16 protein-coding genes are annotated in these 14,198 nt (G+C 40.0%); 15 read left to right on the top strand and 1 reads right to left on the bottom strand.

The genetic code is table 11. The annotated features are described in order from the left end of the window. Window positions 1-952 precede the first annotated feature (952 nt). The 13 genes from mnmG to G399_RS0109765 all read left to right on the top strand — a co-directional run bounded on the left by mnmG (window position 953) and on the right by G399_RS0109765 (window position 12,597). A complete protein-coding gene (gene mnmG / locus G399_RS0109825; protein WP_006013949.1) occupies window positions 953-2,854 on the top strand; it encodes a tRNA uridine-5-carboxymethylaminomethyl(34) synthesis enzyme MnmG in 1,902 nt (633 codons plus the stop codon). Continuing rightward, entirely contained in the window at window positions 2,854-3,513 is a 660-nt protein-coding gene (rsmG, locus tag G399_RS0109820; protein ID WP_006013950.1) for a 16S rRNA (guanine(527)-N(7))-methyltransferase RsmG, read from the top strand. Before mnmG ends, rsmG begins: the two co-directional genes overlap by 1 nt. Window positions 3,514-3,637: 124 nt before the next feature. Next, on the top strand, window positions 3,638-4,405 hold the full coding sequence (locus tag G399_RS0109815; RefSeq protein WP_006013951.1) for a ParA family protein: 768 nt from the start codon (window positions 3,638-3,640) through the stop codon (window positions 4,403-4,405). Between the two features lie 108 nt (window positions 4,406-4,513). Next, on the top strand, window positions 4,514-5,425 hold the full coding sequence (locus tag G399_RS0109810) for a ParB/RepB/Spo0J family partition protein (protein ID WP_006013952.1): 912 nt from the start codon (window positions 4,514-4,516) through the stop codon (window positions 5,423-5,425). 170 nt (window positions 5,426-5,595) lie between these two features. Continuing rightward, entirely contained in the window at window positions 5,596-5,973 is a 378-nt protein-coding gene (locus tag G399_RS20495; protein WP_006013954.1) for an ATP synthase subunit I, read from the top strand. 56 nt (window positions 5,974-6,029) lie between these two features. After that, on the top strand, window positions 6,030-6,863 hold the full coding sequence (gene atpB / locus G399_RS0109800) for a F0F1 ATP synthase subunit A (protein ID WP_006013956.1): 834 nt from the start codon (window positions 6,030-6,032) through the stop codon (window positions 6,861-6,863). 54 nt (window positions 6,864-6,917) lie between these two features. Next, window positions 6,918-7,157 carry a F0F1 ATP synthase subunit C gene (gene atpE, locus G399_RS0109795; RefSeq protein WP_006013957.1) on the top strand — a complete coding sequence of 80 codons (240 nt, stop codon included), beginning with the start codon at window positions 6,918-6,920 and terminating at the stop codon, window positions 7,155-7,157. A 43-nt stretch (window positions 7,158-7,200) separates the two neighbouring features. Further along, the gene (gene atpF, locus G399_RS0109790; RefSeq protein ID WP_006013959.1) at window positions 7,201-7,671 is read left to right on the top strand and encodes a F0F1 ATP synthase subunit B; all 471 of its coding nucleotides are present in this window, start codon (window positions 7,201-7,203) and stop codon (window positions 7,669-7,671) included. Window positions 7,672-7,682: 11 nt separating this feature from the next. Continuing rightward, window positions 7,683-8,216, top strand: coding sequence for a F0F1 ATP synthase subunit delta (gene atpH / locus G399_RS0109785; RefSeq protein ID WP_006013960.1), 534 nt, complete (start codon window positions 7,683-7,685; stop codon window positions 8,214-8,216). Window positions 8,217-8,229: 13 nt separating this feature from the next. Next, a complete protein-coding gene (gene atpA / locus G399_RS0109780; RefSeq protein WP_006013962.1) occupies window positions 8,230-9,771 on the top strand; it encodes a F0F1 ATP synthase subunit alpha in 1,542 nt (513 codons plus the stop codon). Between the two features lie 57 nt (window positions 9,772-9,828). Then, on the top strand, window positions 9,829-10,689 hold the full coding sequence (gene atpG / locus G399_RS0109775; protein WP_006013964.1) for a F0F1 ATP synthase subunit gamma: 861 nt from the start codon (window positions 9,829-9,831) through the stop codon (window positions 10,687-10,689). Window positions 10,690-10,745: 56 nt separating this feature from the next. Then, window positions 10,746-12,128, top strand: a complete 1,383-nt coding sequence (atpD, locus tag G399_RS0109770; RefSeq protein WP_006013966.1) for a F0F1 ATP synthase subunit beta — start codon at window positions 10,746-10,748, stop codon at window positions 12,126-12,128. Window positions 12,129-12,180: 52 nt separating this feature from the next. Beyond that, entirely contained in the window at window positions 12,181-12,597 is a 417-nt protein-coding gene (locus tag G399_RS0109765; RefSeq protein WP_006013967.1) for a F0F1 ATP synthase subunit epsilon, read from the top strand. A gap of 190 nt (window positions 12,598-12,787) precedes the next feature. On the opposite strand, the gene G399_RS22985 is transcribed toward G399_RS0109765, so the two are convergent. After that, window positions 12,788-12,985: a phage integrase N-terminal SAM-like domain-containing protein gene (locus G399_RS22985; RefSeq protein WP_006013968.1), complete on the bottom strand. Its 198-nt coding sequence runs from the start codon at window positions 12,983-12,985 to the stop codon at window positions 12,788-12,790. A 414-nt stretch (window positions 12,986-13,399) separates the two neighbouring features. Here G399_RS22985 and G399_RS22980 point away from each other — a divergent pair, with 414 nt between their 5' ends. Both G399_RS22980 and G399_RS0109755 read left to right on the top strand, forming a co-directional pair. Continuing rightward, window positions 13,400-13,489 (top strand): helix-turn-helix domain-containing protein, encoded by a 90-nt coding sequence (locus G399_RS22980; RefSeq protein ID WP_369403285.1) that lies wholly within the window; start codon window positions 13,400-13,402, stop codon window positions 13,487-13,489. A gap of 93 nt (window positions 13,490-13,582) precedes the next feature. Next, complete coding sequence (locus tag G399_RS0109755; RefSeq protein ID WP_006013969.1) at window positions 13,583-13,762, top strand: hypothetical protein; 180 nt, start codon at window positions 13,583-13,585, stop codon at window positions 13,760-13,762. Window positions 13,763-14,198: the final 436 nt, after the last annotated feature.

Here is a 14,198-nt window from a genome sequence, read left to right as displayed (position 1 = left end):
AAAATAGAAATGATTCCTATGTTCATAATGATAATTTCAACTACTGAAAATGGTTATATAAGCGTTAATGTTACTTGTAAAATCGAAAAAACATGAATTACGGGGACCCATATATTGACCTGCTTTACCTTATTTTTTTACTTTATTTGAAGGTAAGGTTTTTCATTACTTTGTAAGCAAGTAAATTATTGTGCATAAGTACCTAAACATCAATAAAACAATCTACGTATTCCATAAGAAGCATTGATCTAGGACACTGACGATGAGTACAACTCATTATTTTCTAATTTCATATACAAGTTATACACAATATTTACACCTGTTCTTCAGTATTGTGGATAAGATCGATCCTAAGTTGTACAAAAGTTATGATCATTCACTGGACAATTTTAACGGATATTCTGCTTGTGGATAAAAGGGCTAGTTATACATAGCATATACCCAACCTACACCCTCTTGATCACAGGGTTTGAAGTGTTCTAACTTATTGATTTTTAATTTAAATAAACACTTATAAACAGAAAAGTGCTTGCCTAATAATAATAATAATAAACTATATATCTAAGATCTTTGTTTTTATTAAGCAAAACGCAAAGCCAATTTTAGCCTTTTTTTTTACTAAGCAAAAAATCAATAAATTGAGGCTAAAAACATACAAAAATGTTTAAGCATCTAACTAGACTACTTTTAATTTTCAACTATTGTTTAGCATAGGTAATTCAATTCACACTCAATCTATCTTATAAAAAATGAACCCAACTTCAACTTGTGTTCGAATCATAAGGATTCCAAATAAGGTTAAACTCGTATACCATGTGAACCCCGTTTTTTCGGGTTGTTTTAAATATTTTTTTTAGCGTTAGATATAATATAACCAGATCAATAAATTGATTGGGTACTAACACTAACTAAGCTGTTTGTTTTACCGTGATTTTAATTGAGGCAATTGCACATGTTTTACCAACAAGATTTTGATGTCATTGTTGTCGGTGGTGGTCATGCTGGAACTGAGGCTGCAACAGCCGCGGCTCGCATGGGCGTAAATACCTTATTGCTTACTCACAGTATTGAAACGCTTGGACAAATGTCATGTAATCCTGCCATAGGTGGTATTGGCAAGGGACATTTAGTCAAAGAAATCGATGCCCTTGGTGGCGTTATGGCAAAAGCAACCGATAAAGCAGGTATCCAGTTTCGAACATTAAATTCAAGCAAAGGACCTGCAGTGCGAGCAACCCGTGCACAAGCTGATAGAAGCTTGTATCGTATGGCGGTTCGTCAGGTACTTGAAAACCAACCCAACTTAACTCTATTTCAACAATCATGTGATGATCTTATCGTAGAGAATGATTGTGTTGTTGGCGTAGTTACACAAATGGGTTTGAAATTTAGAGCAAAAACAGTGGTGATCACCGTCGGTACTTTTCTCGGTGGTACTATTCACATTGGCATGGAAAATTACAAAGGTGGAAGAGCTGGCGACCCTCCATCGAATGCACTAGCAGTAAGACTTCGTGCCTTGCCATTTAGAGTTGGCAGACTTAAAACAGGGACCCCTGCTCGCTTAGATACGCGTACGCTTGATTATTCAAAAATGCAGGCACAGCCAGGCGATACACCGCTTCCTGTATTTTCATTTACGGGTAAAGCAGAGGATCATCCTCGTCAAATTCCTTGTTACATAACTCACACCAATGAAAAAACCCATGATATTGTGCGTTCTGGCTTAGACAGATCGCCTATGTATACGGGCGTTATTGAAGGTGTAGGACCAAGATATTGTCCGTCAATTGAGGATAAAGTAGTTCGTTTTGCAGATAAAACATCACATCAGATATTTGTTGAGCCTGAAGGATTGACCAGCGTTGAAGTATATCCAAATGGAATATCAACGAGTTTACCTTTTGATATTCAAATGGCGTTAGTTCGCTCAATTAATGGGTTTGAAAATGCACACATTATTCGCCCTGGTTATGCCATAGAGTATGATTTTTTTGATCCACGTGATTTAAAGCAAACACTTGAAACTAAATTTATTGGTGGATTATTTTTCGCGGGTCAGATTAACGGTACAACTGGCTATGAAGAGGCTGGAGCACAAGGTTTAGTAGCGGGCGCAAATGCCGCATTGCAGTGCCAAGGAAAAGACGGTTTTGAATTGCGTCGCGATGAGGCCTATATGGGTGTGTTAATTGATGACCTGGCCACAATGGGCACCAAAGAACCTTATCGTATGTTTACCAGCCGAGCGGAGTACCGGTTGTTACTTAGAGAAGATAATGCTGATGTTCGCCTGACTGAAAAAGGCAGGGAAATTGGTCTTGTTGGAGATGAACAATGGGCATATTTCCAGCAAAAAATGAACAGTGTTGAGCTTGAAAAGCAAAGACTAAAATCACAATGGATACATACTAAACATGAGTCGTTAGAGCAACTCAATGGCATGTTAAAAACGCCTATTAGCCGTGAGCATTCTCTCGAGGAGTTAATAAGACGTCCTGAAATGACCTATGCCAAACTAACCAGTATCGAAAGTTTGGGGCCAAGTATTAGTGATCCCAAAGCAGCAGAACAGGTTGAAATTCAAATAAAATACGCGGGTTATATAGAGCGTCAGAAAGATGAAGTTGCAAAATCATTGCGCCATGAAAATTCACTATTGCCAATTGACTTTAACTTTTCGCAAATTTCAGGTTTATCAAATGAGGTCGTTGCTAAATTAAGTGATGCTCGACCAGAAACCATTGGAAAAGCATCGCGTATTTCAGGTATTACACCCGCTGCAATTTCGCTGTTAGTGGTATATTTAAAGAAACACAATATGTTATATAAAGCTGAGAAACAAACGGCCTAATGATTACAAACAAACATAACTCTGCCGCGTTTGATGTACTGTCAGATTCATTTGATAAGATGGTGGCGGATTTAGATTTTGTTGTTTCAACACTGCAAAAGAAACAGCTCATAGAGTTTGTTTTATTAATTAATAAGTGGAATAAAGCCTACAATTTAACCTCAGTCAGAGACCCGCACGACATGCTTATCAAACATATATTTGATTCAATTGTTGTTTCACCTCATTTACAAGGTACTCATTTTGCTGACATTGGCACTGGGGCTGGACTACCAGGCATTCCGTTAGCTATCATGAATCCAGATAAAACATTTCTGCTGATTGATAGTTTAGGTAAGCGCGTTCGTTTTATTAGGCAAAGTTTGTACGAGCTAAAAATAAGCAATGTAACTGCTATTCAAACCCGAGTTGAAGACCTTAAATTGGAAAAACCACTTGATGGCGTGCTGAGCAGAGCTTTTGCATCACTCAGAGATATGCTGCATTGGTGCCAATATTTAACCGATGAAAATGGAACATTTTTAGCATTAAAAGGTCAAGTTAACCAACTTGAACTTGACGAAATTCCTACAGGCTTTAAAGTGGTAGATTGTATCAACCTTGGTGTGCCAAATTTTCAGGGTGAACGGCATTTAATTAAAGTGAAAAAAACCAAGTAGCCTACTGTGTTGCTTATCGGTTATTGAAATAGATTTTTAGTTAAAAGTGGTACGTAACAACTGTCAAAAAATGAAATGTGACGAAATCACAGTGGTCTTCAACTCATAACAAACGGAATACATTGTGGCGAAAGTCATCTCTATCGCGAATCAAAAAGGTGGTGTTGGTAAAACAACGACTGCGGTTAACGTTGCTGCGTCAATGGCAGCGACAAAGCGTCGGGTATTGCTGATTGATCTCGATCCACAGGGTAATGCCACTATGGGTAGTGGCGTCGACAAGTACGACGTTGAAAATACATGTTATGAATTGCTCATTGAAGATGTGCCCGCCAAAGAAGTTATTATTAAAAATACAGCTGGAAAATACGATCTGATTGCAGGTAATTCTGATGTCACTGCTGCCGAAATTAAATTAATGGAAGTATTTGCACGTGAATTACGGTTGCGCAGAGCACTTGAGAGCGTACAGCATGATTACGATTATATTTTTATAGATTGTCCACCGTCGTTAAATCAACTTACCGTAAACGCAATGGCCGCCTCGGATTCAGTACTTGTACCTATGCAATGTGAATATTATGCTCTGGAAGGATTAACGGCATTGATGGACACTATTCATAAGTTAGCTTCAGTGGTTAATCCAAATTTAAAAATTGAGGGCGTTTTAAGAACCATGTATGACCCCCGAAATAGATTAGCGAATGATGTATCAGAACAGTTAAAACGTCATTTTGGCGATCAAGTGTATCGTACCGTTATTCCACGCAATGTTAGGTTGGCAGAAGCACCAAGTTTCGGAACGCCAGCAATGTACTATGACAAATCATCAACTGGCGCTAAAGCTTACTTAGCGCTAGCAGGTGAGATACTACGTCGACGTGTTACTTAATATTTATTTTAGTAAGTAAGCGCTTACTGTCATTGAAAAATATATTATTAAAAATAATAAATAGTGAGAAGTTTAAAAATAGCTCATTAAGAAATATCAGAGGTTAGGATGTCACCAAAAAATAAAGGCTTAGGTAGGGGCTTAGACGCATTACTTGCAACTAGTCGCAGTCATGCCGACAAACAACGACAAGCCGCAGAAAATGCGTCCGGTGAACAAAATGAACTAAAACATATTCCCATTGAGTTTATGCAGCCGGGTAAATACCAACCTAGAAAAGATATGTCATCCGAAGCGCTTGAAGAACTCGCCGCTTCGATCCGCTCACAAGGTATTATTCAGCCTATTGTTGTGCGTCAAATTAACACTGACAAATATGAAATTATTGCCGGTGAGCGCAGATGGCGTGCAGCACAGTTAGCTAAATTAGACGTTATCCCGTGTTTAATTAAAGACGTTGCTGACGATGCGGCTGTGGCAATTGCATTGATTGAAAATATTCAGCGTGAAGACCTCAATGCGATGGAAGAAGCTCAGGCGCTAGACCGACTTATGATCGAGTTTAACTTAACTCATCAGCAAGTTGCCGATGCCGTGGGTAAGTCTCGTACGACAGTGACTAATTTATTGCGTTTGAACAGTTTACGAGATGACGTCAAGCGTTTACTTGAGTATGGCGATATTGATATGGGTCACGCGCGCGCACTGTTAGCACTTGAAGGCGATGTGCAATCAGAGATTGCTAAACTTGTTGCTGATAAAGGATTAACAGTGCGAGAAACTGAGAATCTGGTGAAAAAAACGCAATCAGATATTGACAATCCGACACCTGAAACACCCAGTAAAGACCCCATAGTTGACCCAGACGTTAAACGCTTAGAAACCTCATTATCAGAAAATTTTGGTACGCATGTGCAAATAGCGCATAACCGTAAAGGCAAGGGTAAGCTAGTTATTAACTTTAGTGATTTAGAACAACTAGACGGTATTTTAGAGAAAATGGCAGTTAAAGATCGGTAAAACCTGATGAATAGATCGGTTTTTCTTGCTTGTGAATTTACATTATTTATTCTTTTGCAGAAACTGCACCAGTATAGTGAAAAATTTGCGAAGTAGTTGAATTCCTCTGTTATATCAGTATACTTCTCGCGCCTTTGAGTGGGTATGTATTTTAAGATGGAACGGTACTTGTGAATTTGGCCGATAAAGGGCAACAATTAGCTAAAAAAGGAATTATTGCGCAATTTATAACTTCATTAGTGTTAATAGTGATTGTTTTTTGCGTCAACCCAGACCACACGGTAGCGGTCGTTATTGGTTCTATCACATTTATAATACCGCATAGTTTTTTCGCGTATTGGACATTCCGATACGCTGGTGCGACAAAAAGTAGAATTGTCGCACAAAGTTTTAACCAAGGTTTAAAAATTAAATTGGTTCTAACAACCGTATTTTTTGCTATTGCATTTTCTCAACTAAATACAGCACCGTTTCCTGTATTTGGTGCTTATGTGGTCGCAATGTTAAGTCAATGGTTCGCCATGGTCTGGTTAAGTCGAAAGTCTTAAAGACAACGCACTTAATTAATGTAAATATTTTTAAATTATACAAAGCAGGTTAAGCAATGGCTTATTACGAAACAACGCAAGACTACATTAATCACCATTTGACCAATGCTAGGATGTGTTCAACCGACGAAGGGATCGTTTTCAACAAAGCGTGTGAAGACGTTGGCTTTTGGGTTTGGCACATAGATACAATTGGTTGGTCCGCGTTCATCGGTATTTCTTTTCTATTTTTGTTTTGGCGAGTAGGTAAGAAAGCAACAACGGGAGTGCCAACAAAGACTCAGGCTTTTGTTGAAATGGTGGTAGAGTTTGTCGATGACAGTGTGAAAAGTTCCTTTCACGGTTCGAGTAAATTAATTGCGCCCTTAGCACTAACAATTTTCGTTTGGGTTTTACTAATGAACTTAACGGACTTACTACCTGTTGATTTATTCCCATGGATTGCCGGTATGATTGGTCAGTACGGTTTTGGTATGGACCCGAAAGACGTGTACATGAAAATTGTACCCACTACTGATATCAACACTACGTTTGCGCTGTCAATCGGTGTATTCATACTCATTATATTTTATTCTCTTAAGATCAAAGGGATAAAAGGTTTTACTAAAGAACTAACGATGCAGCCACTCAACCACTGGGCATTTATTCCTTTTAATTTCGTGATCGAAACAGTGACTTTGTTAGCTAGACCATTATCACTATCGTTACGTTTGTTTGGTAATCTTTATGCCAGTGAACTGATATTTATACTAATCGCGACTATAGGCTATCTTCAGTTACCACTGCACTTCGCCTGGTCAGTATTCCATATTTTAGTGTTACCCTTACAAGCCTTCATTTTTATGATGTTAACCATCGTATATTTGAGCCTGGCATGCGAAGAACACTAGGTTTATATTTTTACATTTTTACATTTTTACATTTAACTTAAATCGGAGATAACAATGATCTACATCGCAGTTGCTATAATCATCGGAATGGGTGCACTAGGCACCGCACTTGGTTTCGGAATTATGGGGGGCAAATTCTTAGAGTCGTCTGCTCGCCAACCTGAGCTTGCACCTCAACTACAGGTCAAAATGTTTATTTTGGCTGGTCTGATCGACGCTATATCGATGATCGGTGTTGGTATAGCTCTTTACATATTATTCGTTGTTGCTCCTACTTTAGGCGGAGTCTACTAACAATCTATTTTAGGTTAACGAATAAACAATAGGAGGAGCGGACGTGAACTTTAACGCCACTCTAATAGGTCAGCTCATCGCATTCACAGTGTTTGTAGCCTTTTGCATGAAATATGTATGGCCGCCAATCATTGCTGCGATTGAGGAAAGACAAAAGAAAATAGCAGATGGTCTTGCTGCGTCTGAACGCGCAGAAAAAGATCTAGAGTTAGCTCAATCAAGCGTGACTGATAAACTTCGTGAAGCCAAAGATGAGGCCAGCAAGATTATCGATCAGGCGAAAAGAAGAGCGTCTCAGATTATAGATGATGAGACTCAGCGAGGGCATACCGAGCGCGAAAATATTATCGCTCAAGGTTATGCTGAAATTGAAGCTGAAAAGAATCGCGTTAAAGAAGATTTGCGCAAGCAAGTTGCTGTGTTAGCTATTTCCGGCGCTCAGAAAATTTTAGCACGTGAAATTGATGCACAAGCGCACAGTGACATTGTTGAAAAACTTGTCGCCGAGCTTTAGGAGAATGAGCCATGTCTGAATTGACAACAGTTGCTCGACCTTATGCTATAGCTGCGTTTAATTTCGCAGTTGAGAAGTCCGCCATAGACGACTGGCAAGCGATGTTAGCTTTTGCTGCCGAGGTATCGATGAATGACAATATGCATCATTACATGTCTGGCGCAGTAGCCTCAGGACTCGTTACTGATGTATTTACTAAAGTCTGTGGTGAACAACTCAACGAACATGGTAAAAACTTAATCAAAGTTTTAGCGGAAAATAATCGCCTTACGCTGCTACCTGAAATATCAACACTGTATAACGAGCTCAAAATAGAGAGCGAAAAACAAATTAACGTTGATGTTTTATCTGCAGCCATATTGAGCGAAGCACAATTAACAAAATTGAGCGCTGCCTTAGAAAAGCGATTTGACCGTAAAGTACAGCTTAATTGTAGCGTGGATCCGACTCTTATTGCCGGCATGATTATAAAAGCTGGCGATACCGTGATAGACGGCTCCGTAAATTCACAATTGAACCGTCTTAACGACGCGTTACAAGCATAACGGGAATATAAGTATGCAACTTAATTCTACAGAGATAGCAGAACTGATTAAGAAACGAATTGATCAGTTCGAAGTAGTAAGTGAAGCTAGAAACGAAGGTACTATCGTTGGTGTCAGCGACGGTATTATTCGTATAAATGGCCTTGCAGATGTAATGCAAGGTGAAATGATTGAATTACCAGGTGGTCGCTATGCGATCGCATTGAACCTTGAGCGAGATTCAGTAGGCGCCGTTGTAATGGGTCCTTATATTGACTTGCAAGAAGGTGACAAAGTGAAGTCTTCTGGTCGTATTCTTGAAGTACCCGTTGGACCAGAATTGTTAGGCCGAGTTGTTAATACACTTGGTGAGCCAATTGATGGTAAAGGTACGATTAATGCTACGACTTTTGAACCGGTCGAAAAAATTGCCCCAGGCGTAATTGAACGTCAATCAGTTGATCAACCTGTGCAAACTGGATATAAGTCTGTTGACGCTATGATCCCAGTCGGCAAAGGTCAGCGTGAACTTATTATTGGCGATCGCCAAACTGGTAAGACGGCGCTAGCCATTGATGCGATCATTAACCAAAAGGGCACAGGCGTTAAATGCGTTTACGTGGCTATTGGTCAAAAATCATCTACTATCGCTAACGTAGTGCGCAAGCTCGAAGAGCATGGCGCTATGAGCCATACTATCATTGTTGCTGCCTCAGCTTCTGAATCAGCTGCTTTGCAATATCTAGCGCCTTATTCTGGTTGCACAATGGGTGAATATTTTCGTGACCGCGGCGAAGACGCTTTAATTGTTTATGATGACTTGTCTAAGCAAGCTGTTGCGTACCGTCAAGTTTCATTGTTGTTGCGTAGACCGCCTGGCCGCGAAGCTTATCCTGGTGACGTATTCTATTTGCATTCACGTTTATTAGAACGTGCCGCTCGTGTAAACGCTAATTACGTTGAAAAGTACACCAACGGTGAAGTAAAAGGGAAAACCGGGTCACTTACCGCTTTACCTATTATTGAGACACAAGCAGGTGACGTATCAGCATTCGTTCCGACTAACGTTATCTCTATTACCGATGGTCAAATTTTCTTAGAAACTGATTTGTTTAACGCCGGTATCCGTCCTGCTGTGAACGCTGGTATATCGGTATCTCGCGTTGGTGGTGCTGCGCAGACTAAAATCATCAAAAAGCTTGGTGGTGGTATACGCTTAGCATTGGCTCAATATCGTGAACTGGCAGCATTTTCTCAGTTTGCGTCTGATCTTGATGAAGCAACAAGAGCTCAATTAGAGCACGGTCAACGTGTAATGGAGCTCATGAAGCAGAACCAATATGCGCCGCTTTCTGTTGCTGAAATGGCTGTCTCTCTTTTTGCTGCTGAAAAAGGTTATTTGCGAGATATAGAACTTCCCAAAGTTCTTGATTTCGAATCAGCTCTGCACTCATTTATGAATAGTGAGAAAAAGGAACTGATGGATACTATTAACCAAAGTGGTAATTATAATGACGATATTGAAAGTCAGCTAAAAGAAGCATTTGATAATTTCAAATCAACTCAAAGCTGGTAATTACACAACCCCAATGCACGCGTTGGGGACTGTTGTAGCGTAATTGGAGAAGGTTTCATGGCAAGCGGAAAAGAGATTAAAGGTAAAATTGGGAGTATTAAAAACACCCAAAAAATTACCAGCGCGATGGAGATGGTTGCCGCCTCAAAAATGAAAAAGGCACAGGAACGCATGGCTTCAGGGCGTCCCTATTCCAAAAGTATGAAAACGGTCATCGGACATATTGCAAATGGTAACCTAGATTTTAAGCATCCGTTCTTAGAAGAGCGAGAAGTGAAGAATGTTGGCTTCATTGTAATATCAACTGATAGAGGGTTGTGTGGTGGCCTAAACACCAATGAATTTAAAGCTGTTTCTACGCGTATTAAAGCTTATCAAGATGAAGGCAAAGGACTGTACTTTGCCGCGTTAGGTGCGAAAGCAGTGACTTTCTTTTCACGCTTTGGTGGCAATGTATTGGCAGCGGAATCTGGATTGGGTGATAAGCCTAGTTTAAGTGAAGTTATCGGTACTGTAAGAGTCATTCTTGATGCTTATGAGAGCGGTAAAATAGATAAAGTTTATTTGGTAAACAATCGCTATGTAAATACGATGACCCAAGAACCCGTAATTAGTGAGTTGTTACCCCTTCCTAAAGATGAAGAGGCGCAACGTCCGCATAGCTGGGACTATATTTATGAGCCTGATGCGGATGAGATCCTGACTGCGTTACTTGGTAGATATATTGAAACAGTAGTTTACCAAGGTGTTGTTGAAAACGTAGCCTCAGAACAAGCTGCGCGTATGGTTGCCATGAAGGCAGCTACAGACAATGCAGGTGACCTTATTGATGATTTGCAATTAATATACAACAAGGCTCGCCAAGCGGCGATTACACAAGAAATTAGTGAAATCGTTTCGGGTGCCGCTGCTGTTTAAGCGCATTGTGGGCTACTTAGGTTAAGCAAAATTTTTAGGAATTAAGAGGACAAATTATGAGTCAAGGCAAGGTCGTCCAAATCATTGGTGCTGTCGTGGATATCGAATTTCCACAGGATTCAGTTCCAAGAGTATATGACGCACTAAAAGTAACCGAAGGTGACTTAATGGGCTTAACTCTCGAAGTACAGCAACAATTGGGTGGTGGCGTAGTGCGCACCATTGCGATGGGAAGTACTGACGGTTTACGTCGTAATTTAGCAGTAGAGAACAGTGGTGAAGGGATCCAAGTGCCTGTAGGTATAGCCACTTTGGGTCGTATCATGGATGTACTTGGAAACCCTATTGATGAAGCTGGTCCCATTGGTGAAGAAGAGCGCATGTCTATTCATCGCGAAGCACCGAGTTACGAAGAGCAATCAATTTCTATTGAGCTATTAGAGACGGGCATTAAAGTAATAGATCTTATTTGCCCATTCGCTAAGGGTGGTAAAGTCGGTTTATTCGGTGGTGCTGGTGTTGGTAAAACGGTAAACATGATGGAGCTTATTCGTAACATCGCTATTGAACACAGTGGTTTCTCAGTATTTGCTGGCGTTGGTGAGCGTACTCGTGAAGGTAACGATTTCTATCACGAAATGAACGAATCAAATGTACTGGATAAAGTGTCACTTGTTTACGGTCAGATGAACGAGCCTCCGGGTAACCGCTTGCGTGTTGCTTTGACAGGTTTGACAATGGCTGAAAAGTTTCGAGACGAAGGTCGAGACGTACTTTTCTTTGTTGATAACATCTACCGTTATACATTAGCCGGTACTGAAGTATCAGCACTCCTTGGTCGTATGCCATCAGCAGTAGGTTACCAACCTACCTTAGCTGAAGAAATGGGTGTATTACAAGAACGTATTACCTCAACAAAGACAGGATCAATCACGTCTATCCAAGCAGTATATGTACCTGCAGATGATTTGACGGATCCATCACCTGCAACCACATTTGCTCACTTAGATGCAACGGTTGTATTGTCACGGGATATTGCCTCGTTAGGTATTTACCCTGCTGTTGACCCATTAGACTCTACATCACGTCAACTTGACCCCTTGGTTATTGGTCAAGAACATTATGATGTTGCTCGTGGCGTTCAGACGGTTCTTCAACGTTATAAAGAACTTAAAGACATCATTGCTATCCTAGGTATGGATGAGTTATCTGAAGAAGACAGACAAGTCGTATCGCGCGCTCGTAAGATACAGCGTTTCTTGTCACAACCCTTCTTCGTAGCAGAAGTCTTTACTGGTTCTCCTGGTAAGTATGTTTCATTGAAGGAAACCATTATAGGCTTTAAAGGTATCTTGGATGGCGAGCACGATAGCCTCCCAGAGCAAGCTTTCTATATGGTTGGAACCATTGACGAAGCAATTGCAAAAGCGAAGAAATAATTTTTTAGCTTAATGCTTATAGTGCAGTGAAAGCTGCCTTAAAGGAGACCACATGGCAATGACAGTACATTTGGACGTAGTTAGCGCAGAAACAGAAATTTTCTCTGGACTCGTTCAAACCGTTCAGGTCACAGGTATAGAGGGTGAGCTAGGTATTTATCCTGGCCACGCTCCTTTAATCACTAGCTTACAACCTGGCATGGTAAGAGTTGTTAAGCAATTTGGTGCTGAAGAATTAATTTATGTAGCTGGCGGCATACTAGAAGTGCAACCCGGTCATGTAACGGTTCTTGCTGATACAGCCATCCGTGCAGAAGATCTGGACGAAAAAGCGGCTGAAGACGCTAAAAAGCATGCAGAAGAAATCATCGCCAAAGGCGGCGGTGCCGATTTCGACTACGCTGAAGCGGCTATTGAGCTTTCCGAAGCCATCGCACAATTGAGATTAATTCAAAAACTGCGTAAGTAAGTTAATATAAAAGTGACGTAAAAGCCCAGCTTCATCTGCAAAGATGTGTTGGGTTTTTTTTCGACCAAACTGTTGCATAAAAGTCGATATAGCACTTCTTTCTTATTTAACAAAAACTGATTTAATTACAAATATAGAGATTCAATACTGTATTTAGATTACCGCTTTAGTTTCATGTGAAACATCTGATTCATTGATCATTAGCATCATTAGCATCAATAGCTATTAGCCAACGATATTCACGCCTACCATTTACGCTCACCAACCACTTTTTATGATTAACTAGGCAGGATAGATACTGCTCAACATGCTGATCAAATACAACGGAAGGCGGTTGATTATTATGAAATATAATAAATCTATTTAACCATTTAAACCGTGTTTGCACTGAGCCTTTAGCCTATTTTTTACCATGCATTTGCGCTTCAACAAATGATAAAATTGATTATGCTCGCAATCCTCTCTTACCGCAAAATTAACTGTTGATGTTTACAGTAGGGCGACAATTCAGGTAAAGAGCATTACATTGTAAAAATTCCGTTCTTTGCTACAGTTTAGAGATAAGGTTAAATATAAGTTTTGTTATACGTGGTCAATGTCAGTAAATACGGAATTTAATGAAAAGTAACTCTGTCAATATAGGGATTTTTTAGACGTCACCGTATCTGCAATTTTTTCGGGTGATAGTTAGGTGCACATCGTTCTGATTGTCGTCGACAGACTGTACTTTGTCGTTATTTGGTCGTGTTCATACTTGTGTAGATATGTCATAAATGAATGCACAGTTGTAAAAAGAAAACTTATGAGTATTCAGAAGCGTCGATTGAAAAAAAAATGGTCGCAAGAGGATCTTGCGCGCTATTCAGGTTTAAGTTCGCGCACGATCCAATGATTTGAAAGCGGGCGGATTGTAGATTGGGAATCTTTAAAGTGCCTTGCAGCTGTATTTGAAACTTCACCAGATATCATTACTAAGGAGTAGAACATGAACATATCTAAAGACAAACCAGTGCAGGCAAGGCTCAACAGTAAAGAAAAAGAGGCAATAAAGTTTGGCCAAACATTATTTAAAGAACCAAAACTAGGAAAAACCGATCCTCTGACTAAAATTGAGCGGAACGCAATAAATTATGGGAAAAGTTTGCTTAACAAATTAAAGACATAAAATCGTCCTTTATGTTCGGAGCGAGTGCATCAACAGTACATTTGAAGACGGGCATTTCACAACAGCGGCGAACTGCCGCTTGAATCAGTGTTATCTGTGGCAGGGAAAAGCGAGATTGCCTCTTCAGTATCTGTCGGTGCTCCATCGCGATAGCTGCCAACTCAACTCAACGTGGATAACGGTTTCCATATTCCCAAGCAATAGTCGCTTAGGACCGGCTAACTAACATTCGTTGACCAAGGGCTAGTTAAATGCACACTCGTTCTTTCAAGAGTAACTTTCATTGGTTTTATAATAAATAATTATAGGTGTAAATTGAGAATAAAGTTTCATACTAAAAAACCCAATATCGTGGGTAACTTAAGGGTTTTGAGTAATCTATGAGAGCCTAAGCATCCTATTAATTTAAGTTGGCGCATCAAATAGGTTAAAACCA

This window comes from Brumicola pallidula DSM 14239 = ACAM 615 (genome assembly GCF_000428905.1).
GTDB lineage: Bacteria > Pseudomonadota > Gammaproteobacteria > Enterobacterales > Alteromonadaceae > Glaciecola > Glaciecola pallidula.
The sequence above is the reverse complement of the archived record's forward strand: the minus strand, read 5'-3'. Positions and strand labels throughout refer to the sequence as shown.

Coding starts and splice junctions, on each gene's coding strand:
- rsmG (WP_006013950.1), top strand. CDS start 2,854: ATGATTACAAACAAACATAACTCTGCCGCGTTTGATGTACTGTCAGAT.
- atpD (WP_006013966.1), top strand. CDS start 10,746: ATGAGTCAAGGCAAGGTCGTCCAAATCATTGGTGCTGTCGTGGATATC.
- G399_RS0109810 (WP_006013952.1), top strand. CDS start 4,514: ATGTCACCAAAAAATAAAGGCTTAGGTAGGGGCTTAGACGCATTACTT.
- atpH (WP_006013960.1), top strand. CDS start 7,683: ATGTCTGAATTGACAACAGTTGCTCGACCTTATGCTATAGCTGCGTTT.
- atpG (WP_006013964.1), top strand. CDS start 9,829: ATGGCAAGCGGAAAAGAGATTAAAGGTAAAATTGGGAGTATTAAAAAC.
- G399_RS0109755 (WP_006013969.1), top strand. CDS start 13,583: ATGAACATATCTAAAGACAAACCAGTGCAGGCAAGGCTCAACAGTAAA.
- atpB (WP_006013956.1), top strand. CDS start 6,030: ATGGCTTATTACGAAACAACGCAAGACTACATTAATCACCATTTGACC.
- atpE (WP_006013957.1), top strand. CDS start 6,918: ATGATCTACATCGCAGTTGCTATAATCATCGGAATGGGTGCACTAGGC.
- G399_RS0109765 (WP_006013967.1), top strand. CDS start 12,181: ATGGCAATGACAGTACATTTGGACGTAGTTAGCGCAGAAACAGAAATT.
- atpA (WP_006013962.1), top strand. CDS start 8,230: ATGCAACTTAATTCTACAGAGATAGCAGAACTGATTAAGAAACGAATT.
- mnmG (WP_006013949.1), top strand. CDS start 953: ATGTTTTACCAACAAGATTTTGATGTCATTGTTGTCGGTGGTGGTCAT.
- G399_RS22980 (WP_369403285.1), top strand. CDS start 13,400: ATGAGTATTCAGAAGCGTCGATTGAAAAAAAAATGGTCGCAAGAGGAT.